This is a genomic window from Amaricoccus sp. W119, assembly GCF_047275745.1.
Lineage (GTDB): Bacteria > Pseudomonadota > Alphaproteobacteria > Rhodobacterales > Rhodobacteraceae > Amaricoccus.
Map to the genome: position 1 here is coordinate 14068 of NZ_JBKQWU010000029.1, position 21516 is coordinate 35583.

General features: G+C 68.2%; 18 protein-coding genes and 1 pseudogene. 10 read left to right on the forward strand and 9 right to left on the reverse strand.

Annotated features, from left to right (window positions below):
* The first annotated feature begins 30 nt into the window (after window positions 1-30).
* The 7 genes from ACLJK8_RS14355 (at window position 31) to ACLJK8_RS14385 (ending at window position 7011) form a co-directional block, all read left to right on the forward strand.
* Window positions 31-981: an MBL fold metallo-hydrolase gene (locus ACLJK8_RS14355; RefSeq protein ID WP_413150989.1), complete on the forward strand. Its 951-nt coding sequence runs from the start codon at window positions 31-33 to the stop codon at window positions 979-981.
* Between the two features lie 56 nt (window positions 982-1037).
* Window positions 1038-2663 (forward strand): FAD-dependent oxidoreductase, encoded by a 1626-nt coding sequence (locus ACLJK8_RS14360; RefSeq protein WP_413150990.1) that lies wholly within the window; start codon window positions 1038-1040, stop codon window positions 2661-2663.
* A gap of 5 nt (window positions 2664-2668) precedes the next feature.
* Window positions 2669-2869, forward strand: a complete 201-nt coding sequence (locus tag ACLJK8_RS14365) for a DUF2783 domain-containing protein (RefSeq protein ID WP_413150991.1) — start codon at window positions 2669-2671, stop codon at window positions 2867-2869.
* A gap of 281 nt (window positions 2870-3150) precedes the next feature.
* Window positions 3151-3672 carry a TRAP transporter small permease subunit gene (locus ACLJK8_RS14370; protein ID WP_413150992.1) on the forward strand — a complete coding sequence of 174 codons (522 nt, stop codon included), beginning with the start codon at window positions 3151-3153 and terminating at the stop codon, window positions 3670-3672.
* 1 nt (window position 3673) lies between these two features.
* A complete protein-coding gene (locus ACLJK8_RS14375; protein WP_413150994.1) occupies window positions 3674-4984 on the forward strand; it encodes a TRAP transporter large permease in 1311 nt (436 codons plus the stop codon).
* A 16-nt stretch (window positions 4985-5000) separates the two neighbouring features.
* Complete coding sequence (locus tag ACLJK8_RS14380; RefSeq protein ID WP_413150995.1) at window positions 5001-6140, forward strand: C4-dicarboxylate TRAP transporter substrate-binding protein; 1140 nt, start codon at window positions 5001-5003, stop codon at window positions 6138-6140.
* A 67-nt stretch (window positions 6141-6207) separates the two neighbouring features.
* Window positions 6208-7011, forward strand: coding sequence for an SDR family NAD(P)-dependent oxidoreductase (locus ACLJK8_RS14385; RefSeq protein WP_413150996.1), 804 nt, complete (start codon window positions 6208-6210; stop codon window positions 7009-7011).
* A 99-nt stretch (window positions 7012-7110) separates the two neighbouring features.
* On the opposite strand, the gene ACLJK8_RS14390 is transcribed toward ACLJK8_RS14385, so the two are convergent.
* From ACLJK8_RS14390 to ACLJK8_RS14425, 8 genes and pseudogenes are all read right to left on the reverse strand, one after another.
* Window positions 7111-8157, reverse strand: coding sequence for an NADH:flavin oxidoreductase/NADH oxidase (locus ACLJK8_RS14390; protein ID WP_413150997.1), 1047 nt, complete (start codon window positions 8155-8157; stop codon window positions 7111-7113).
* A gap of 40 nt (window positions 8158-8197) precedes the next feature.
* Window positions 8198-8800: an EthD domain-containing protein gene (locus ACLJK8_RS14395; RefSeq protein ID WP_413150998.1), complete on the reverse strand. Its 603-nt coding sequence runs from the start codon at window positions 8798-8800 to the stop codon at window positions 8198-8200.
* A 67-nt stretch (window positions 8801-8867) separates the two neighbouring features.
* The gene (locus ACLJK8_RS14400) at window positions 8868-10583 is read right to left on the reverse strand and encodes an FAD-dependent oxidoreductase (protein ID WP_413150999.1); all 1716 of its coding nucleotides are present in this window, start codon (window positions 10581-10583) and stop codon (window positions 8868-8870) included.
* Window positions 10584-10876: 293 nt separating this feature from the next.
* Window positions 10877-11023, reverse strand: a pseudogene (locus ACLJK8_RS14405) (IS3 family transposase); the annotation flags it as partial.
* 67 nt (window positions 11024-11090) lie between these two features.
* Complete coding sequence (locus ACLJK8_RS14410; protein WP_413151000.1) at window positions 11091-11498, reverse strand: type II toxin-antitoxin system VapC family toxin; 408 nt, start codon at window positions 11496-11498, stop codon at window positions 11091-11093.
* Between the two features lies 1 nt (window position 11499).
* Window positions 11500-11766, reverse strand: a complete 267-nt coding sequence (locus ACLJK8_RS14415) for a type II toxin-antitoxin system Phd/YefM family antitoxin (RefSeq protein ID WP_413151001.1) — start codon at window positions 11764-11766, stop codon at window positions 11500-11502.
* A gap of 76 nt (window positions 11767-11842) precedes the next feature.
* A complete protein-coding gene (locus tag ACLJK8_RS14420; RefSeq protein ID WP_413151002.1) occupies window positions 11843-13369 on the reverse strand; it encodes a SulP family inorganic anion transporter in 1527 nt (508 codons plus the stop codon).
* 5 nt (window positions 13370-13374) lie between these two features.
* Window positions 13375-14061, reverse strand: a complete 687-nt coding sequence (locus ACLJK8_RS14425) for a carbonic anhydrase (protein WP_413151003.1) — start codon at window positions 14059-14061, stop codon at window positions 13375-13377.
* Window positions 14062-14419: 358 nt separating this feature from the next.
* Here ACLJK8_RS14425 and repA point away from each other — a divergent pair, with 358 nt between their 5' ends.
* From repA to ACLJK8_RS14440, 3 genes are all read left to right on the forward strand, one after another.
* Window positions 14420-15607, forward strand: a complete 1188-nt coding sequence (gene repA, locus ACLJK8_RS14430) for a plasmid partitioning protein RepA (protein ID WP_413151004.1) — start codon at window positions 14420-14422, stop codon at window positions 15605-15607.
* Entirely contained in the window at window positions 15607-16650 is a 1044-nt protein-coding gene (repB, locus tag ACLJK8_RS14435) for a plasmid partitioning protein RepB (protein WP_413151005.1), read from the forward strand. Before repA ends, repB begins: the two co-directional genes overlap by 1 nt.
* 267 nt (window positions 16651-16917) lie before the next feature.
* Entirely contained in the window at window positions 16918-17970 is a 1053-nt protein-coding gene (locus ACLJK8_RS14440; protein ID WP_413151006.1) for a replication initiator protein A, read from the forward strand.
* 206 nt (window positions 17971-18176) lie between these two features.
* On the opposite strand, the gene ACLJK8_RS14445 is transcribed toward ACLJK8_RS14440, so the two are convergent.
* Window positions 18177-21272 (reverse strand): calcium-binding protein, encoded by a 3096-nt coding sequence (locus tag ACLJK8_RS14445; protein WP_413151007.1) that lies wholly within the window; start codon window positions 21270-21272, stop codon window positions 18177-18179.
* Window positions 21273-21516: the final 244 nt, after the last annotated feature.

Below are 21516 nucleotides of genomic sequence, written 5' to 3' on the forward strand. Positions count from 1 at the left end.
CGAAGCCTCCAGCAATCAAGGAGACCACGGATGAGCAAGGCATTCGCATCCCAGGGCGACCTCACCGAAAAGAAGATCAGCTTCACCGAGATCGGCGACGGGCTCTACGCCTTCACCGCCGAGGGTGACCCGAACACCGGCGTCATCATCGGCGACGAGAGCGTGATGATCGTCGAGGCGCAGGCGACGCCGCGCCTCGCACGCAAGGTCATCGAATGCGTGCGCGGCGTGACCGACAAGCCGATCAGCCATGTCGTGCTGACCCATTACCACGCCGTGCGCGTGCTCGGCGCCTCGGCCTATGGCGCGCGCGAGATCATCATGTCCGACGTGGCGGCGGCCATGGTCGAGGAGCGCGGGCAGGAGGATTGGGACAGCGAGTTCGGCCGCTTCCCGCGGCTCTTCCAGGGCCACGAGGAAATCCCCGGCCTGACGCGGCCGACCACGACCTTCAGCGACTCGATGACCGTCTATCTCGGCAAGCGCCGGGTCGACATCCTGAAACTCGGCCGGGCGCATACCGCGGGCGACACCGTGATCTGGATTCCGGATCAGGAGGTGATGTTCACCGGCGACATCGTCGAATACCACTCCGCCTGCTACTGCGGCGACGGCCATTTCAACGACTGGCCCGCGACGCTGGCGGCGATCGCGGATTTCGAGCCCAGGGCGATCGCACCGGGCCGGGGCGATGCGCTGGTCGGCGGTGAGATGGTCGCGAAGGCGCTGGCCAATACCGCCGATTTCATCCGGAGCACCTACGCGCCCGTCGCCCGCATCGTCGCGCGGGGCGGCACGCTGAAGGAGGCCTGGGACGCGGTCCGGGCTGAATGCGATCCGAAGTTCGCGGACTACGCGATCTACGAGCACTGCCTGCCCTTCAACGTCGCCCGCGCCTATGACGAGGCGCGTGGCATCGACACGCCGCGGATCTGGACCGCCGAGCGGGACCGCGAGATGTGGGACGCCCTGCAGGGCTGACCGGTGTTCTTGGCCGCGCTCACGGGGCGCGGCGACCCAATGGGAGGAATTCAGTCGTGCTGCTGGACAGATACAGCCTCGCGTTCAAGCTTTACCCCTACGCCCGCTCGGCGGACCAGGACGCGGACGCGCCGGTCCGCCACCCGGTCGTGATCGTCGGCGGGGGGCCGATCGGCCTCGCCACCGCGCTGGATCTGGGCCGGCAGGGGGTGCCGGTGGTCCTGCTCGACGACCACGAGGGGATCGGCATGGGCAGCCGGGCGATCTGCTTCGCCAAGCGGACGCTCGAGATCGCCGACCGCTATGGCTGCGGCCAGCCGCTGGTCGAGAAGGGCGTGGTGTGGAACGTCGGCAAGGTGTTCCACGACGACCGCGAAGTCTTCTCGTTCAACCTGCTGCCGGAGGGCGGCCACAAGTACCCCGCCTTCATCAACCTCCAGCAGCCCTATTTCGAGCGCTTCCTGTTCGAGCAGATCGTGGAGGAACGGAAGAAGGGCGCGCCGATCGAGATCCGGGGCAAGAACCGCCTCGACGCGCTCGACATCCGGGGCGATCATGTCGCGCTCGAGGTGATGACGCCGGAGGGCCCGTACCAGCTGGAAGCGGACTGGCTGGTCGCCTGCGACGGCGCCTCCTCGCCGACGCGCGGCATGATGGGGCTCGATTTCGAGGGACGGGTGTTTCAGGACAGCTTCCTGATCGCCGACATCCGGATGAAGTCCGCGGCCTTCCCGACCGAACGCTGGTTCTGGTTCGATCCCTGGTTCAAGTCCGGCGCCTCGACGCTGCTCCACAAGCAGCCCGACGATGTCTGGCGCGTCGATTTCCAGATCGGCTGGGACGTGGACCGGAAGGAGGAGATGAAGGAGGAGAACATCCGCCGCCGCCTCGATGCGATGCTCGGCGAGGGTGTCGAATACGACATCGTCTGGTCCTCGATCTACACCTTCCAGTGCCGGCGCATGAAGAAGTTCCGCCACGGCCGCGTGCTCTTCGCCGGCGACAGCGCGCATCAGGTCTCGCCCTTCGGCGCCCGCGGCGCCAACTCCGGGATCCAGGACGCGGACAACCTCGGCTGGAAGCTCGGCATGGTGGTGCGTGGCGACGCGCCGGAACGCCTGCTCGACAGCTATGACGAGGAGCGCGTCCATGGCGCGGACGAGAACATCCTGAACTCCACCCGCTCCACCGACTTCATCACGCCGAAATCGAAGGTGAGCCGGATCTTCCGCGACGCGGTGCTCGATCTCGCCGAGGGCAACGAATTCGCGCGGTCGATCGTGAACTCCGGGCGGCTCTCGGTGCCCTGCGTCTATGACGGGCTCTCGCTGAACGGTCCCGACGCGCTTCCCGACGCCCCGGCGCGGACACGGCCGGGCAGCCCCTGCCCCGACGCGCCGCTTGGCGACGGCTTCCTGCTCGACCGGCTCGGCAACGGGTTCCGGCTCATGACGATCGATGCCGAGGCGCCCGAAACCGTCACCGAGGACGGGGTGAGCGCGGAGCGCATCGCCGTCTCCGCCGCGGACGACCCCTCGGGTGTGCTCGCCGAACGCTACACCGGCGACGCCGTCTCCGGCGTCTATCTGATCCGCCCGGACCAGCACGTCGCGGCCCGCTGGGACAGCTTCGACGAGACCGAGATCCGCGCCGCGCTGCGCAAGGCCTGCGGTAAGGAGTGATCGCCATGGCAAGCCTCACCACCCGCCCGAATTTCGAACGGGCCGACGACTTCTACGCGAAGCTGATCGCGGCGCACGAGGGTCTCTCCGACGACGAGAGCATGGCGCTGAACGCGCGGCTGATCCTGACGCTCGCGAACCATGTCGGCGACCAGCAGGCGCTCGAAGAGGCGCTGCGGATCGCCCGCCCGCGGCGGCCCGCCTGACCTGAACCCGCGGGCGGCCGGAGCGGCTCAACCCGCGGGCCACCCGTGAAAGGCGCGGCGAAGCCCGGCGCCGGTCTCCGCGCGGAGACAACGAAAGCCCACGCGACAATCGAACACCGGCCCTCCATGGGCGGGCAACGCGGACTCTCGCGGGTCCGCGAACCGCCGCGCGCGCCCCGATCACGGGCGGCCCGTGTCGTTCTCGCTGAGTACAGCGAAAAATCCACGAAAGCCGCAGACTTCGCGGAACACGGAACCAATGCGGAAAAGTGAGGGAGGATATGGAAAGGTTCGCAACGGCCCTGAGCCGCGGCATGGTCGCGATCGCGGGGTTCAGCATCGTCGCGATGCTGGTGCTCGTCGCGGGCGACGTGATCTCGCGCGCGGTTCTCAACATCGCGATCCCCGGCATCGACACCGTCGTCGCGGCCTATCTGATGGTCGCGACGATCTTCCTGCCGCTCGCGATGCTGGAGATGCTCGAGGAGAACATCAGCGTCGATATCCTGCGCGACCACGTGCCCGATGTCGTGAAGGACGTCTTCGACGTGATCGGACGCCTGCTGACGACGATCCTCTACGGGCTGCTCGCCTGGCTCTATGTGCATGTCGCGCTCGAATCCTTCGAGATCCGCGAGTTCGTCACCGGCACCTGGGATGTGCCGATCTGGCCCGCGCGCATCATCATGCCGATCGGCCTTCTCGTCGCCACCCTCGCCGCGGGGACGAAGCTTCTCGTCTCGCTCCGCGCGCTCATCGCCGGGTCGAAGCCGCCTTCCCACCATACGACAGGGACCTTCTGAAATGAGCGAACGTGAAATCATCGGCGCGCTCAGCGTCGGAATCGTCCTGCTCCTGGTCGCGATCCGCGTGCCGATCGGAATCGCGATGGGGATCGTCGCCTTCGGCGGCATCTCGGCCGCGGTGAGCATCAAGGCGGGGCTCGGCGTCCTGACCGCGATCCCCTTCGAGATCGTGGGCGACTGGAATCTCTCGGCGATCCCGATGTTCCTGCTGATGGGCTATGTCGCGGCATCGGCGGAGCTCACCAAGAACCTCTTCCGCTCCGCCCGTATCACGCTCAGCTGGCTGCCGGGCGGCCTCGCCTCGGCGACGGTGATCTCCGCGGCGCTCTTCTCCTCGGCGAGCGGGTCGAGCATCGCGACCGCCGCCGCCTTCGCGCGGACCGCCGTCCCCGAGATGCTGCGGGCGAACTACCACCCCGGCCTCGCGACGGGCGCCGTCGCCGCCGCCGGAACCCTCGGCGCGCTGATCCCGCCCTCGGTCCTGATGATCGTCTACGGCATCACCATGTCGGAATCGATCAACAGCCTCTTCCTCGCGGGCGTGCTGCCCGGGATCGTCTCGGCACTGATGTTCATCATCTACATCACGGTCCGCTGCGCGGTGACACCTTCGCTGGCGCCCGCGGTCCACGAGGATGTCTCGCCCGAGGAGCGGCGGGAAGCGTTCCGTGACGTCTGGCCGCTGCCGGTCATCATCCTCGGCGTCATCGGCGGCATCTTCGCCGGGCTCTTCACGCCGACGGAAGCGGGCGCCGTCGGGGCCGGGCTCACGATCCTCGTCGCGATCCTGCGCCGGTCCTTCACCTGGCCCGGCTTCAAGGACGCGCTCGTGAGGACCGCGAACGGCACCGCCTCGATCTTCATCATCGTCGTCGGCGCCGGGCTCTTCCAGCGGCTGCTCGGCCTCACCGGGGTCGCCTCGGCCTTCACCGATCTCGTCGCGGCGAATATCGACACGCAGCTTGGCGTGCTCATCGCCATCGCCGCGCTCTACCTCGTGATGGGCTGCTTCCTCGACGGCATCTCGATCATGCTGCTGACGCTGCCGGTCATCACGCCGATCCTGCGGCACTATTCGATCGACCTGATCTGGTTCGGCGTCATCACCGTGAAGCTCCTGGAAATGGGCATGATCACGCCCCCGATGGGGATGAACGTCTTCGTGGTGAAGGGGGCGCTTGGCGACAGGGTGTCGCTCGGCCAGGTCTTCCGCGGGACCTTCGGGTTCCTGATGTCCGATTTCGTGACGCTCGGCCTCATCATCGCCTTCCCGATCATGTCGCTCTGGTTGCCGGAGCTCGCGAGCTGAACCGATGGAGGAACAGATGAAACGCACGCTCAAGACCCGGTGCCTGACCCGGGGCCTCGCCGCCGCCGCGCTCATGCTCAGCCCCGGCGCGGCCCTCGCGGACCTCTATATCGCGAACTCCTACCTGCCACCGCCGTATCCGCAGCCGGAACAGGGCTACACCCAGATGTTCGAGCGGATCCGCGAAGCAACGAATGGCGCGTTCGAGTTCGAGACGCATTTCGGCGGCTCGCTGCTGCCGGGACGCACGACTCTGACCGGCATCCGTTTCGGGGTCGCCGAGGTCGGGATCGTCTACCCGCCCTATACGCCCGCCGAACTGCCGATCAGCGACTTCCTCGGCAACCTGAGCTTCAAGAGCTCGGACTCGCTGGTCGCGGCGCTCGCCTATACCGAGATCAACTACACGAGCGCCGCGCTCCGCGAGGAATGGCACCGCTTCAACATCGTCTTCGGTGGCGCCTTCGCCACGCCGGCCTATCAGTTTCTGTGCAACACCCCCGTCACCGATCTCGCGCAGGCGAGGGGCAAGCGCATGCGCACCGCCGGCGGCTCCTTCACCGGGCTCGTCACCTCGCTCGGCGGGACGGCGGTGTCGGTGCCGATCGGCGACGCCTATAGCGGGATGCAGCGCGGGTCGCTCGAATGCACGATCGCCGATCCGACGAACATGCTGACCGCCTCGCTTCGCGACGTGGTGACGGATGTGACCATGGTGAACGTCGGCCTCGTCCCCGGCGCGACCTGGGCCTATTCCGAGGACTTCTGGACCGGGCTGACCACCGAGCAGCGGACCCTGTTTCTCGATGAGATGGCCCTCAGTCTGATCCGGCAGCAACAGCAGTTCACGGCGAGCGTGGAGGAAACCTTCGCCGACGCCGCGACCCGCGGCATCGAGGTCCATGAGCCCGAACCCGATCTCGCCCAGCATGTCGCCGAGATCCAGGCCCGCTACGTCGACACTCTCGTGGCGAATGTGAACCCCAGGCTCGTGCCCGATGCGAGGGGCCTCGCCGACGAATACGCGGCGCTTCAGGAGAAGTGGACCGGGCTGCTCGCGACCGTCGACCGGAAGAACGAGGCGGCGGTGCTCGCCGTCGTGGACGAGCACCTGATGAGCAAGGTCGATCCCGCCGTCTACGGCGTCGACGAATGACCCCCGGCGCGTCCGGGAGATCCGCGTGGTCTCCCGGACGCCGAAACCGAGAAGGAGATCCCGACGGATGACAACCGAATCCGGTATTGAATCCCCCCGCTTCGAACCCGCCTCCACGCCGCGCCTGATGGCGGGCGAGGTCGTGCTCGTCACCGGCGCGGCGATGGGGAATGGCGCGGCGATCGCGCGCGGGCTCGCGGCGAGCGGTGCCAGCATCGCCGCCGCTGACCGCGACACCGCCGCGCTCGCCTCGACGGTGGAGGCGATCCGCGCGGAAGGCGGCGAGATCGCGGGCTTCGGGATCGACGTCGCGGATCTCGCGAGCTGCGAGCGCGCCGCCGGCGAAGTCGAGGAGCGATTTGGCCCGGTCTCGGTGATCGTGAACAACGCCGGCATCGTGCGCCGGGTCGGGATCGAGGAGGACCAGTTCGTCGCCTCGGTCGAGAGCCAGTTCACCATCAACGCGCTCGGCTCCGCCCATGTGGTGCGCGCCTTTCTCCCCCAGCTTCGGCGCACGAAGGGTCGCGTCATCAACGTCGGCTCCATCGCGAGCTTCTCGGCGACAACCGGTGGGGTCGGTTACGGGCTTTCGAAGGGCGGCGTCCTGATGATGACGAAGACGCTGGCGGCCGAGCTCGCGCCCTTCGGCATCCGTGTCAACGGCGTGGCTCCGGGCGTGATGATAACCCCGATGACGGAGCCGACGCGCACCAATGCCGGCACGGCGAACAAGTACCTGGAACGCATCCCGCTCAACCGCTTCGGCGATGCCGGGGAACTGATCGGCCCGGTGCTCTTCCTCGCCTCACCGATGTCCTCCTACGTGACCGGGGTGATGCTGCCCGTCGACGGCGGCTATCTCGCGACCTGAGGGAAGCCGCGGGCGCGATGGCGCCGCGCAGAACACGAAAAGGCGGCGCCGCATGCGGCGCCGCCTTTTCTGACCGGTTTTTCTGGCCCGGTTTGCCGCTCAGAAGCCGCGCTCGAAGGGTCCGGTGGCGCGGGCATAGGTCGGGATCGGGAAATCGACCTCGACCCCGGCTTCCTTCGCGGCACGGATCGGCCAGAACGGATCGCGCAGCAGCGCGCGGCCCATCATCACCAGATCGGCCTGTCCGCTGGCGAGGAGAAATTCCGCGAGGTCGAGCGAGGCGATCGACCCGGTCGCACCGATGGCGAGCCCGGTCTCGGCCTTGATCCGCGTACCATAGGGCGCCTGGTAGCCGGGATAGACCGGCCCTTCGTAACCGGGAAGAATGTTGCCGGTCTGCACGTCGATCAGGTCGACGCCGCGGTCGCGGATCTCCTTCGAGAGCCGCGATGCTTCGTCGATCGTCACGCCATCGGTGCCGAAGTCGCTCGCGACGATCCGGTAGAGCAGCGGCATCCCGGTCGGGATGGCCTCGCGCACCGCCTCGACCACCCTGAGCGGCAGCCGCATCCGGTTCTCGAGCGACCCGCCATAATCATCGGTGCGCGTGTTCGAGACCGGAGCGAGAAACTCGTGCAGCAGATAGCCGTTGGCGGCGTGGATCTCGACCGCGTCGAATCCGGCCTCGACCGCGCGGATGGCGGCGGCGCGGTAGTTCTCGATCAGGGCCTCGATATCCTCGATCGTCGCCTCGGCGGGGGCGCCGAGCGTCTCGTCATAGGCGATCGCCGAAGGCGCGATCGCGGTCCCGGTCAGATGCGACTTCCGGCCGGCATGAGCGAGCTGGGCGAAGATCCTCGCGTCGCAGTCATGGGCGAAATCCGTGAGCCGCCGCAGGCCCGCCGCCTGTTCGTCCGACCAGATGCCGAGATCCTTCGCACTGATCCGGCCGCGCGGCTCGACCGCGAGAACCTCGGTCCCGATCATGCCGGCGCCACCGAGCGCGCGCGCGGCGTAATGGGCGTAGACGTATTCGTTCAGCATGCCGTCGTCCTGGCCCCGGTACATGAGCATCGGCGACATGACGATCCGGTTCTTCACGGTCATGCCGCGCAGGGTGAACGGGGAGAAGACTGTGCTGGCCATTGGACTCTCTCTGGATTGCCTGGAGCGATGCGCGAAGGGATCAGACGATGCGGAGCGGGTCGACCGCGTAGGCCGCCGCCGGGATTCCGGCGTCCCGGAAGAAGCCAGGGAGCCCCGCTTCGGCATCGGCGGAGCCGTCCTGCCACAGCGTCGCGATCAGGTTCGGCGGCGCGGGCTCCGACCAGAGCGCGTCGCGGGTGAAGGCCGGCGTCGCGGTCTCGATCGTGGCGTCGTCCGCGCGTTCCGCGAGGCGGCGCGCGAGACGATCGGCGTCCGCCGCGCGTGCCAGGATCATGACCTTCCGCCGGGCGGGATCACGGTCGGGGAGCGGGGCCGGCCCGACCGCGAGCGCGGTCAGTCCGGAGAGGAAGCGCGGCTCGTCCTCGATCAGCGCCCTGGTAGTCCCGGAGGTCGCGTTACTGGCCACGGCTTCCTCCGACTCGAACCAGAGTTCGACGATACCATCGACCTCGAACCCGGCGCCCTCGGTCCGCCAGAGGCACCGGTCCACCCGGTTCTGATCGTAGCGGCGAAGGCCCTGAAATCCCCGCGCGATCGCCGCGTGGGGATTGGCCCAGTGGTCGCGAAACTCCGCGACGGAAAGGTCTTCGCGGCGGCGAAGCAGGGTAACGCGCTTGATCATTCCGCTTGTCCTTGGATGAAGCATCGGATGCCGGATGCGCGCCGCGCGGCCTCGCGCGGCGCATCGTTCAGGCCGCTTGCCGCTTCGCTTCCTCGGCGAGATGGCGTCCGACGATATAGCCGAAGGTCATCGCCGGCCCCAATGTCACGCCGCCGCCCGCGTAATTGCCGCCGAGGATGCTGGCGGCGTCGTTCCCGACCGCGTAGAGCCCCGGGATCGGCGCGCCCTCCTCGGTCAGCACCCGCGCCGTCGCATCGGTCCGGTGGCCGATGAAGCTGCCGAGATCGCCGAGCACCACGCGGATCGCATAGAACGGCCCGGTCTCGATCGGTGCCACGCAGGGGTTGGGCTTGTGATCCGGATCGCCGAGGTAGCGGTTGTAGCCCGTCGTGCCCCGGCCGAACTCGGGATCCTCGCCGGTCTCCTTCGCATGGCGGTTGAAATTCGCCACCGTCTCTTCGAGGCCACCCGCGTCGATCCCGGTATTCCGCGCCAGTTCCGCGAGCGTCGCGCCGCGCATCAGATAGCCCGAGCGGAGCGCCGGACCGAGCGGGATCGGATAGGGCTTCACATGCCCGAGCCCGTAGTGGCGCAGCGTCGGATGATCGACGATGAGCCAGGATTCCGCCGGGCCTTCGCCCTCATGCGCGGCGATCAGGGCCGAGCCGTAGTCGTGGTACGAATTGGCCTCGTTGACGAAGCGCCGGCCGTTCTTCGTCACGGCGATCACGCCCGGCTTGCCCCGGTCCACGAAATGCGGGAACGGACCGTGGCCGCCGCCCTTGCGCGGCACCAGCGACACCGGCACCCAGGCGGCGGGCTGCTGGTAGCCGCTGGCGATGGCGGCGTTGAGCCGGGACGTGATCCGCATCGCATCGCCGGTGTTGAGCGGGTTCGCCGGGGAATAGTGCCCCTCCCCTGTCGGCGCGTGGCGGTAGAGCTTCTTGCGCATTTCCATGTCGAACGGGAACCCGCCGGTCGCGAGCACGACGCCGCGCCGGGCCCTCAGGGTCCGCGTGCCCGAAGCCGTCCGGACCTCGACGCCCGCCACCCGGCCATCCTCGACGATGAGATCGGCAAGCTCCGTCCCGGTCCGGATCTCCACGCCGAGATCGAAGGCCGACCGGGCGAGCCGCGCGACCATCGCCGTGCCATTGGTGAGCCGCATCGGCTTGCCGTAGCGCAAACGCTCGTAGCCGTAGCGGGCCAGCAGCGCGCCGACATAGCCGAAGGACTTCACCGAACGGGTCGCCTCGAAGAAATGCTTCAGCTCCTTGTTCGACCCGACCATCATTCCGAGAAAGGTCGCCTCCGGCAGCGGCGGCGCGAGGCGGTCGGCTTCCTTGCCGAGGATCGAACGGTCGACCGGATCGGCGTTCAGGGACCGCCCGCCTTCGAGCCCGCCGGGCTGCTCGGGATGGTAGTCGGAGAAATAGCTGCCGAGCGTGAACTTCACCTGCGTATGCGCGTCGAAGAAATCGAGCATCTCCGGCCCGTGCCTGAGGAAGGCATCGACCCGCTCGGCGTCGAACTGGTTGCCCGCTTCCGCCTGCATGTAGGCACGTGCCTTCTCGGGCGAATCCTGAATGCCCTCGCGCTTGCCCTGGCTGTTGTTCGGAATCCAAATCCAGCCGCCCGAGCGCGAGGTGGTCCCGCCGAACTGCTCCGCCTTCTCGATGACCAGTACCGAGAGGCCCTCATAGGCGGCCGTGATGGCGGTCGAAAGACCGCCGGCGCCCGAGCCCGCCACGATCACGTCAAACTCGTCCTTCGTCTCTGTCATCCGATTTCCCCGATCCGCGTCGCGCTTTCCAAGGCACCGGAAGCCATCCGTTCTCGCGGAGGCCATTGGCGCCATCGATCGGAAGCTAGCGCCGACGGGCCAGCGGCGTCTGTCGTCTCCGGCGATGACAAGCCGCGGAGGGGCGCCAGGGCGCGCCGTTTTCGTTTGGCGCGCGAGATCCATCAGCCTTCATGGGGGTGACCGAAAGGCCTCGGAGCGCCGCGTTCGATAGCAGCGAGATGGCGAAGGAATGATGGTCCCCCGGTTTGGTGGACAAGGGATCTGGGCAATTGTCGCTCGGCTTGTTCCGGGGTCCTGTATCGGAGCGCGGAGTGGATCCGCCGGCGATTGTAATCGCCTTCGATGTAGTCGAACAGATCGCGTCTGGCCTCTTCGCGGGTCATCCATCGCCGTTGGTGAACGAGTTCGACCTTCAGCGAGCGCGGCAAGCCCGGACCTGGCCTCGTCGCCCACGTGCTCTGTGCCAGGCGAACGCCCGAACCCATCTCAGCCGATGAACGGATCGAGAAGCGCGACACCGGTCGGCTCGAAATGGCGCCGGTTGCCGGTCACGACGGTCCAGCCGCGGGCGAGCGCGGTGGCGGCGATCAGGAGATCGGCGCCGTCATGGCCGAGCTCGGCCGAGAGCCGCCCCCAGATCCGCGCCTCCCCGGCACCGAACGGGACCAGGCGGTCGGTGAAGATTGCCACCGTCCGGTCGATCCAGGCCCGGAGGTCGTCGGCGAAGACGGGATTCCGCCGCGCCTGCGAGGCGATGCCCCGCTCGATCTCGCCGAGCGTCACGACCGAGAGGTAGAGCCGCGCCTCATCCTGGTTCCGCAGCCAGGCGACCAGCGCGGGGTTGCGCTCCGGACGGCGCAGCGCGGAGAGCACATTGGTATCAATCAGGTACATTTCAGAACGCGACGTCGCGCGGCGTGACCCTGGCGGGCGCCTCGGCCTCCGCGTCGCCCGCCACTGTTTCCCCGGACGGAATGGCGAGGAGGTGATCGACGAAGGACCCCTCGCCCGCTCCGGCCGCGCGGCGCAGCCGGTCGAACTGCGCGGCCGAGACCACGACCACCGCCTCCCTGCCCCGCCGGGTCACCCGCTGCGGCTGCCCCGCCAGCGCCGCCGCGACCACGGCGCTGAACTGGTTCTTCGCATCCTGAAGCGTCCACATGGCTTTCAACCCTTCTAGCTAGCTGAATAGCTAGCTAGATACTGAGCACCTGGCAAGGCCGCTCTTCGCCCACCCCTCATGCGAGTTCCGACGAGAGCCGGGCGAAGACCGGTCCAACGCGGGGGTGAGACCGGGTCCGCCGCGGCTCCACCTCGATCGGGCGGCCCGCCTTCGCCTCGCGACGGAGCCATTCGCTGATGGTTTCCGCGCTCGTATGATCGATATAGCGCAGCCCCTGGTCGACCAGCCGGACCCTGCGTCCCTTCGGCAGGCTCTCGAGCGCGCCGAGGAGCGCCGGCACGTCGCGACAGGTCGCGGCGCCGCGCAGTCCAAGCCGGATCGCTCCGTCGCGCTCGGCGTGACGGATGGCAAGCCGGCGGCGCAGATGCGGCAGGATCTCGACGAGCGAGAGTGCGAGACCGACGCCGACGCCTATGAGCAGATCCTCGACCACGACCAGCGTGACCGTCGCGCCCCAGATCGCCACCGGCACGAAGCCGTGATGGCTCAGGAGTTCGCGCACATGGCGCAGCGCGATGAGCCGCCAGCCCGTGACGAGCAGCACGGCGGCGAGCGCGGTCAGCGGCACGAGTTCCAGAAGCGCCGGCGCGAGGGCGACGAGCGCGAGGATCCAGATCCCGTGCAGGACCGCCGAGGCCCGGGTGCGCGCGCCCGCCTGGACATTGGCCGAGGATCGCACGATCACGCCCGTGATCGGCAGACCGCCGAGCAGCCCGCAAACGCCGTTGCCCACGCCCTGGGCGAACAATTCGCGGTTGAATCGCGTGCGCGGCCCGTCGTGCATCCGGTCGACCGCGGCGGCGGAGAGCAGCGTCTCGGCGCTGGCGATGACCGCGATCACCAGCGTGGCGATCAGAATCGAGGGCTGGAGCAAGCCCGCGAAATCCGCCGCTCCGGGCAGGGAGAGATCGGCGAAGAGCGACTCCGGCAGATCGACGCGCGGGATCGGCAGGTCGAGCGCGGCGGTCAGCATCGTGCCGGCGGCGACGCCGATCAGCGCGCCGGGCATGAGGGTGAGGGCAGCGGGCCGGACCTTCTCCCAGCCGAGCATGGCGAGAAGCGAGATGAGGCCCACGAGCAGCGCCGCGCCCTCCGCCGAATTCCCCGCGCCGACGAGGTGATCGAGCGTCTCGCCCATCGCCGCCACGTTCTCGATCGCGCCGGCCGCCGGGCGCGCGCCCATCAGCACATGGACCTGGCCGAGGATGATGAGCAGGCCGATCCCCGCCAGCATTCCGTGCACCACGGCGGGCGAGATCGCCCGGAACCAGGAGCCGATTCCGAGGAGACCCGCGAGGATCTGCAGGACTCCCGCGGCCACCAGCACCGGACCGAGCATGGCGACCCCGTGCTCCTGGATGAAGGCGAAGACGATCACCGCGAGCCCGGCCGCCGGACCCGTGACCTGAAGCGGCGACCCGGCGATCAGGCCGACGACGGCGCCGCCCACGATGCCCGAGATCAGCCCCATGGCGACTGGCGCGCCGGAGGCGATCGCGATGCCGAGGCAGAGCGGGATGGCAACGAGGAAGACCACGAGCGAGGCGGCGAGATCGCGGGGGAGGGTTTCACGCAACCGCATGGCGCTCACTCCGCCGCGAACGCGAGGGCGGAACGGCCGCGTCCGGTCACGGCGACCGGCAAGGCCTCGCCTTCGCGCAGCTCGGTGAAGGCCTGGGCCGCGCCATCGTAGGCCAGCACGCCGCCGGTCTCTATGTCGAAGAACCAGCCGTGCAGCGTGATCTCTCCCGCCGCGAGCCGGGCGGCCACGGAAGGATGGGTGCGCAGATGGTCGAGTTGCGTCAGCACGTTCTCGAGTGCGACGGCGCGGATCCGGTCCTTCTCGCTGAGTGTCTCGGGATAGGCCTCGGCCACCACGGACCGGGCGGCATGGGCGTGACGGAGCCAGGCCGCGACATTGGGCATGGGCTCCAGCAGGTCCGGACAGCAGAGCCCCTTCATCGCGCCGCAGTCGGAATGACCACACACGACAATGTCGCGCACGCCGAGCGCCACGACCGCGTATTCGATCGCCGAGGAGACGCCACCGTTCGCGGTCGAGAAAGGCGGCACGATATTGCCAGCGTTGCGGCATACGAAGAGTTCGCCCGGGCCGGACTGGGTGATGGTCTCGGGCATGACGCGGCTGTCCGCGCAGGAGATCATCAGCGCCTGCGGCTTCTGGCCCTCGCGGGCGAGCCGGGCATAGAGGGAAGCGTGGTGGGGGAACACGCCGCCGCGAAAGCTGGAGATGCCTTTCAGAAGGTCGGGCATGAGGTTTCCTTCGGTGTCGAGGGCCCGATGGGCCATTGAGGGCTGGGCCGCGTCCTTGTTGCGGCGCACCATCGACTTCGCACAGCCAATCTTACACTCGGCTGACGATTAGCGTGGGGGATCGTCAGGTTGCTCCCTACCCCGGTCGTCGATCAGGATTGTTATTTTATATTAATAGGTTGGTTCAGATGGCGGGTTTTTGCCCGCCATCCGGGCGCTCAGTCGGGGCATCTCATGCCGCCTCGGGCGCTCTGAAAGCTTGCTTTCCGCGCCGGCCGCGGTATCCAATTACGGAAAATACCGAAAATAACGCCGCGCGCCGTAACTACGGTGGAAACGCTGCGAGACAGAGGCAGGCATGACCAGGCATCAACGGCTCGACCAGCTGGTCGGTGACCATGCCGCGCGGTTATCCGCGCGGCTGGAGGCGCACCGGACTCAGCTATTCCCTCCACATTCCCTGAAGACGCTCCGGAAATTCACCTCCGGCGAGGTAGCGGCCCTGCTCGGCGTCAAGGACGCCTACCTGCGCAAGCTGCATCTCGAGGGCAAGGGCCCCTCCCCCGAGACCCGCGGCGGCCGGCGATTCTACGCGCTCGAGGAGATCCACGCGCTCCGCGCCCATCTCGAGGCGGGCGCGAAGGTGCCGGGGACCTACCTGCCCGGCCGGCGCGACGGCGATCATCTGCAGGTGATCGCCGTCATAAATTTCAAGGGCGGCTCGGGCAAGACCACGACGGCGGCGCATCTCGCGCAGAAGGCGGTGCTCGACGGCTACCGGGTGCTGGCGATCGATCTCGACCCGCAGGCCTCCTTCTCGGCGCTGCACGGGTTCCAGCCCGAGCTCGACCTCGCCGATGGCGGCACGCTCTACGACGCGATCCGCTACGAGGACCCCCTGCCCCTCTCCGCCGTGATCCGGCGGAGCTATTTCGCCGGGCTCGACATCATCCCGGGCAATCTCGACCTGATGGAATTCGAGCACGAGACGCCCCGCATCCTCGCCGACCGCTCCGGCGCGAACGATCCCGGCCAGCTCTTCTTCGCCCGCGTCGCGGACCGGCTCGCCGAGGTCGAGGCGGATTACGACATCGTCGTCATCGACTGCCCGCCACAGCTCGGGTTCCTGACGATCTCGGCGCTCTCCGCCGCGACGGCGGTGCTCGTCACCGTGCATCCGCAGATGCTCGACGTCATGTCGATGTGCCAGTTCCTGCTCATGACCTCGAACCTGCTCGGCGTGGTCGCCGAGGCCGGCGGCGACATGAGCTACGACTGGATGCGCTATGTCGTGACCCGCTACGAGCCGGGCGACGGGCCGCAGAACCAGATGGTCGGCTTCATGCGCGCGCTCTTCGGCGCGCATGTGCTGAACCATGCCGCGCTGAAATCGACCGCGATCTCGGACGCGGGCATCACCAAGCAGACGCTCTACGAGGTCGAGCGCGGGCAGTTCACCCGCGCGACCTATGACCGGGCGATCGAGTCGCTCGACGCGGTGAACCGCGAGATCGAAGGTCTGATCCAGGGAGGCTGGAACCGCTGATGGCCCGCAAGAACCTGCTCCGCGATCTTCTCGCGCCCGCCGATGCCGAGACGCCCCGGGTTGACAGCCGTCAACTCGACGGGCCGGCGCCGCGAAATCCCGCCCCGATCGCCCCGGTTCCCGAGGACGCGGTTGACAGCCGTCAACCCGGGGGCCGACCGGCCAAGGGTGCCATCGGCGCCGTCGGCCGGTCGATCGCCGATCTCAGGGCGCGCGCGCTGGTCGATCTCGATCCGCATCTCATCGACGCCGGCGGCCTGACCGACCGGCTCGAACACGACGAGGCCGATCATGCCCGCCTGATGGAATCGCTGCGTATCCACGGCCAGCAGGTGCCGATCCTGGTCCGGCCGCGCCCCGGTCATCCGGACCGCTATCAGATCGTCTACGGGCGCCGTCGGGTCCTGGCGATGCGCGACCTCGGCCAGCCGGTGAAGGCGCTGGTGCGCGATCTCGACGAGACCGGGCTCGTCATGGCACAGGGCCAGGAGAACAGCGCCCGGCGCGATCTGAGCTTCATCGAGAAGGCCAATTTCGCCCGTCAGATGGCGGAGGCCGGATTCGAGCGCAAGCCGATCATGGAGGCGCTGACGATCGACAAGACGGTGCTGAGCCGGATGCTCTCGATCACCGACCGCGTTCCGGCCGAGGTCATCGCCGCGGTCGGTTCCGCGTCTTCCATCGGCCGGGACCGCTGGCTCGCCTTCGCGGATCTCTATGCGGCCGCGCCGGTGGACCCCGATGATGCGCGCGACATTCTGGCGATCTCGGGCACGATGGAGTCGGACGCGCGGTTCGAGGCGCTCTGGAACTGGCTTCACGGCCGGAACAGGCGGGCAGGGGGGTCTCCCGCGGCGGTGAGCCGAAGCGAAACGCTCAACGGGATGGATGGGACGCCGCTCGCCGTGGTGACCCGGAGCCGTGACGGTCTGATGCTGAAACTGCGGGGCGAGGGGTCCGGTGCATTCGGAGACTGGCTCGCTTCTAACCTCGCCGAGATCCATCGGAACTGGCTGAGGAGCGGCCGCGAGTCGGAGGGTTGACAGCGGTCAACAGGGGGTCGCGGGTGTTAATAAGGGTTAAATAGGTGTTAAGCTGTGGATAACCATCTGCATCCTCCTGAAAACAAACGGGTTTCCGGATCTGCCGGTGTGTGATAACACGATAAATGGTGGGTGATAACACGAAAGATGGTGTGTGAAAGCACGAAACGCTTGACTGGTGGGTGATAACACGAAAGCCTTTGTGACGGATGTGCGAAACTCGAATCGCGGGAGGGCGGTGTGTGAAAGCACGATTGGCGCGGTCTGGTGGGTGATAACACGAAAGCCGAGAGCGCTCGCGAGCGCTCGCCCCTGCTGCCCGACCGTATGGCGACGGCGGATTTCTTCGTCTGCGACATCCTCGACGCGGCGCCCAAGGGGGACATGGCTTCGATGGAGCATCCGGTCTTCTCGATCGCGACCAAGCCCGACCGGAACGTGCGCCGCTACGAGAACGGGCGGAACTTCGTCGAGATCACGCCCTCGGTGAAGGGGCTCGCGACCGTGCATGACCGCGACGTGCTGATCTTCGTGATCAGCCAGCTGATGGCGGCGCAGAACGAGGGGAGGGGGGTCAGCCGTGCGATCCGCTTCAAGGCCTTCGATCTCCTGACCGCCACCAACCGCGGCACCGACGGCCGGGGCTACCAGCAGCTCCGCGCCGCGATGGAGCGGCTGCGCGGCACGACGATCACCACCAACGTGACCACGGGCGATGTCGAGGTGCTGGACGGTTTCGGCCTGATCGACAGTTTCCGCATCGTGCGCGAGACCCGCGACGGGCGGATGCAGGATATCGAGATCACGCTCTCGGACTGGATGCTGAACGCGGTGACCGCGCGCGAGGTGCTGACGCTGCACCGGAACTATTTCCGGCTGCGCAAGCCGCTCGAACGGCGGCTCTACGAGATCGCGCGCAAGCACTGCGGCCAGTCGGCCTCCTGGAGGATCTCGCTCGTCAAGCTGAAGTCGAAATGCGGCTCCTATTCGACCGACAAGGAATTCCGCCGGCTCCTGAGCGCGATCATCACCGAGGATCGCGCCCATGGCCACATGCCCGACTACGGGATCGAGCTCGACGAGGACACGGTGATCTTCCGCTCGCGCGGCTCGGTCCCGGCGGCGGAGGAGATCTACGAGGGCGCGCTCGACCCGGAGGCCTACGCGGATGCGCGCGCCGCCGCCCCGGGCTGGGACGTACGCCATCTCGAAGGCGAATGGCGCCGCTGGTGCGGGCAGCAGGAGATTGTGCCGAAACGCCCGGGCAAGCATTTCACCAGCTTCTGCGCCTCGTGGTTCTCGAGGCATGGCGCGCCGTGAGATGCATGGGCGGCGCGGGACGTTGACAGCCGTCAACTCGGGGCTCTCCCGGGCGAGAGGCGATCCCGACGAGACGGGGTTTGATGGGCCGGGGGTTGACGAGATGGGGCGAAGGCGGTGGCGTCCCGCGCGCGCGCCATGCATCTCGCGACGCGCCCGAGTCCGGAGGAGGGGCCGGGGAGGGCTTCCGGCCGGGGCGGCGCCGGTCAGGCGAGGATCAGCACGTCGTCCCCGGTGAGCCTCGCCGTATCGACCCCTTCAATCACCGCGATGGTCCTGCCGGCGAGCAGCACCTCGTCGCCCGAATGGGAGACCCGGCCCGGATCGATGGCCGGGGGAAGGCCGAGGCGATCGCTGCCCGGCCGGAAGTCCGTGACCACGCTCAGGCCCGATGCCGCGAGGATGAAGAGGTCGGCGCCGGCCCCGCCGGTCAGGCGGTCGATCCCGGCATCCCGGCAGGTCTCGCCACCTCCCCCCGCGAGCACGTCGTCGCCGGGCCCGCCGAGGAGGCGGTCGTCGCCGGCGCCGCCGACCAGATGGTCGTCCCCCGCGCCGCCCCGGAGCAGATCGCAGCCCCGCTGACCCTGGAGCATGTCGTTCCCGCCCGCGCCGGCCAGCCGGTCATCCCCGCCGCCACCGAAGGCGAAATCGTCGCCGGTACCTCCGCGGAGGACATCCCGACCGTCGCCGCCGACGAGACCGTCGCCCGCCGGTTTCGCGTCGAGGCGGCCCGCGCCGGCGGTGGCGAAGATGAAGTTGCCGGCTGTCAACGCGCCCACCGGCTCCGTGCCGGGCAGAAAGGCGAAGGTCAGCGCCTGCCCGGTCGCGGTGGTGAGGGAGACGCTGGTCTCCGGGTCGATATCGAGATCGGAGAAGGCGGTGACGCCGACGGGCCTGAGGTCGATCCGGTCATCGCCCGCCGTGAAATCCGCGAGGTCGACCGTGTTCTCCGAGGCGTTCGACCCGCGCAGGTCGGCGGCGTAGACGTCGCTCCCGCCATCGCCGTCGATGCGCGCGCCGTTCCCGGCGGTGAGGGTGTCGTCGCCCGCCGATCCGGTCAGATGGGTGAAGCCGGAGATCTGGTCGCCCTCCGCGTCGCCGCGCGCGGCCGTGTCGGTCACCAGATTGACGGCCACGCCGGCCGGGGAGTCGGAATAGTCGAGCAGGTTGCCCGTGCCGCTCACGGTCATCACATCCGCGCCCGGCCCGCCGGAGATCGTCCCGTCGCTCGTCCCCTTGAGCTGGTCGTCGCCGGCCCCGCCTTCGATCACATAGGCGGGGCCGGTAGCGCCCGGGTCACTGGTGTTCGGGGCATCGGTGTTCGAGTCGCCGTCACGGCAGGCGTCGGCTTTCCGGCCATGAGTGTTGGGGCCGGGAGCGTTCTGGGCGGGGGCGGCCTCGCCCGCGGTGATCGTGTCGTTCCCGCCATTGCCGACATAGGTGCCGCCGGTCCCGGTGATCGTGTCGGCGAGATCGCCGGTGGTGACGGATTCGATGCCGGTGAGGCGATAGACGAAGCCGCTCGCCTGTCCATCCGCGTCGAGTTCCGTCGCCACCGGTTCGGCGGCGGTGAGATCGACCTCGACGGCCCTCGGCGTACCATAGACGCCCCACTGGAAGGCCAGCGTATCCGTGCCCGCGCCGCCGTCGATCGTGGCCGCCGTTTCGCCGACGTAGATCGTGTCGTCGCCGGCCCCGCCCTCGGCGGTCTCGGTCACATAGCCCGTCGAGGTGACCCCGGTCGTGAAGAGATGGAGGGCGTCGTCGCCCTCGTCGCCGATCAGCGTATCGGCCTGGTCGGTCCCGTAGAGCAGATCGGCGCCGGCGAAGCCGCGCAGATAGGCCTCGCGGTCGTTCATCTGGCCGGTGGTGATCGTGAGCGGGTCCACGATCATCTCGTTGATCGACAGCACGTCGCTGTAGACGGTGCCCGAGACATAGGTGTTCGCGTCGTCGCCGCTCTGCGTCTTGGCGACGGGGGCGAAGGCGCCGTAGACGAGCGCGTTGCCCGCCGGGATCGAGACGCCGGAGGGCGCCGTGTAAGGCCCGCCGAGCGCGTCGAGGACATCCGCGGCGACCAGCCCGCTCAGATCGCCATTGCCGGAGAAGGTGACGGTCTGGCCCAGGATGCTCTCGATGATCGCGGCCCCGGCATCCTGGTCCGACGGGTCGGCGTCGATACCCATCAGCGCGAGATAGCCCTGGTCGAGAAAGACCCGCAGGAATTCCTGCTCCGGATTGCCGGCCGTCGCGGTGGTGAAGGAGGCGTAATAGCCGGTCAGGCCATCCGGGTCGCTCGCCTCGAAGGCCACCTCGTAGCTGATCAGGGTGGAGGCGCCGAAGGGGATGACCAGCACATCCTCGGTCGGGTCGAAATCGGTGACGATCTGGATATCGGCCGCGCTCTCGGCCCCCACCGTCGCGGTCAGCGAATTGAGGAAGGCGGGGATGAGCCCCGAGGCGAGGGCGCTCAGCCCCGGAACGAAGAAGCCGCCGCCGAAGGCCGCGCCGCGCAGGATCTCCTGGATCAGCAGCGGCGTGTCATCGCCCGCCTGGCTGCCCGCGACATGCGCGGCATAGGCGCCCCAGAACTCGCTCCCCACCGCGCCCTGATCGGGGCTGTAGCTCGCGAGGAAGAGATCGGCCCCCTCGCCACCGGTCAGCAGGTCCAGATCGCCGCTCGCGCGCGGGCCGCCGTAGAGCAGGTCGTTCCCGCCTCCGCCGAGGAGCGTGTCCGCTCCCGGCCCGCCGAAGACCTTGTCGTCGCCCGCCGCGGGCGAAGGGGCATCGGGAAAGAACCAGCCCGCCGCGCCGTTCTGGATGACGGAATCGAACCCGTCGCCCTCCAGATGATCATCCTGCGTGCCGCCGATCATCGTATCGTTGCCGCTTCCGCCATAGGCGGTGATGATGGGGATCTGGAACGTCCCCGCCCGGGCGCTGTCGCCCTGGAGCGCGTCGTCGCCCGCGCCGGCGAGAACGGTGATGGGCACGAGTTCGGAGGGCGGGAAGAGGGTCAGACGCGGGATCTCGATCCGGTCGTCGCCCCCGCCGGTCCCGAAGATGCCCCGCGCGTTCAGCGACAGGACATCATCCGTCGCCGTCAGCGTCTGGAGCGCGTAGCGGTTCTGGGAGATGTCGGAAAACGCCAGTTCGAAGCCCGAGGACCCCGCGTCGAGATCGACCTGCGACAGCTGGAGCCAGTAGGCGAGGATCGGCGGGGAGAAATAATCGGTCTCGTATCTCTGGAACGCATCCGGCCTGATGATCGTCAAAGCGCCCTGCTCGAAAGACTCTCGCATGAATCCTCTCCCGAAAAGCGGCGACGCCGGGCGCGATTCATGTATGGCCGCCGATTACATCAATCGTTCGCGCGCGGCTGATACTATCGCATGCGGCAGGTCACTCTGGCTACACCCGCGCGATATATTGACCGGGGCATTCTGGCCGGGCATCCTGACCGGGGCGAGGCACTTGTCGGAGAGGCGGCGAAAGCGGAATATGCCCTCCTTCCATCCGGGTGGCGTGAAAGGCCGCGCGGGGCAG

Coding starts and splice junctions, on each gene's coding strand:
- ACLJK8_RS14390 (WP_413150997.1), bottom strand. CDS start 8,157: ATGGCCAGCACAGTCTTCTCCCCGTTCACCCTGCGCGGCATGACCGTG.
- ACLJK8_RS14355 (WP_413150989.1), top strand. CDS start 31: ATGAGCAAGGCATTCGCATCCCAGGGCGACCTCACCGAAAAGAAGATC.
- ACLJK8_RS14385 (WP_413150996.1), top strand. CDS start 6,208: ATGACAACCGAATCCGGTATTGAATCCCCCCGCTTCGAACCCGCCTCC.
- repB (WP_413151005.1), top strand. CDS start 15,607: ATGGCCCGCAAGAACCTGCTCCGCGATCTTCTCGCGCCCGCCGATGCC.
- ACLJK8_RS14395 (WP_413150998.1), bottom strand. CDS start 8,800: ATGATCAAGCGCGTTACCCTGCTTCGCCGCCGCGAAGACCTTTCCGTC.
- ACLJK8_RS14415 (WP_413151001.1), bottom strand. CDS start 11,766: ATGTGGACGCTTCAGGATGCGAAGAACCAGTTCAGCGCCGTGGTCGCG.
- ACLJK8_RS14445 (WP_413151007.1), bottom strand. CDS start 21,272: ATGCGAGAGTCTTTCGAGCAGGGCGCTTTGACGATCATCAGGCCGGAT.
- ACLJK8_RS14370 (WP_413150992.1), top strand. CDS start 3,151: ATGGAAAGGTTCGCAACGGCCCTGAGCCGCGGCATGGTCGCGATCGCG.
- repA (WP_413151004.1), top strand. CDS start 14,420: ATGACCAGGCATCAACGGCTCGACCAGCTGGTCGGTGACCATGCCGCG.
- ACLJK8_RS14365 (WP_413150991.1), top strand. CDS start 2,669: ATGGCAAGCCTCACCACCCGCCCGAATTTCGAACGGGCCGACGACTTC.
- ACLJK8_RS14425 (WP_413151003.1), bottom strand. CDS start 14,061: ATGCCCGACCTTCTGAAAGGCATCTCCAGCTTTCGCGGCGGCGTGTTC.
- ACLJK8_RS14400 (WP_413150999.1), bottom strand. CDS start 10,583: ATGACAGAGACGAAGGACGAGTTTGACGTGATCGTGGCGGGCTCGGGC.
- ACLJK8_RS14410 (WP_413151000.1), bottom strand. CDS start 11,498: ATGTACCTGATTGATACCAATGTGCTCTCCGCGCTGCGCCGTCCGGAG.
- ACLJK8_RS14420 (WP_413151002.1), bottom strand. CDS start 13,369: ATGCGGTTGCGTGAAACCCTCCCCCGCGATCTCGCCGCCTCGCTCGTG.
- ACLJK8_RS14380 (WP_413150995.1), top strand. CDS start 5,001: ATGAAACGCACGCTCAAGACCCGGTGCCTGACCCGGGGCCTCGCCGCC.
- ACLJK8_RS14375 (WP_413150994.1), top strand. CDS start 3,674: ATGAGCGAACGTGAAATCATCGGCGCGCTCAGCGTCGGAATCGTCCTG.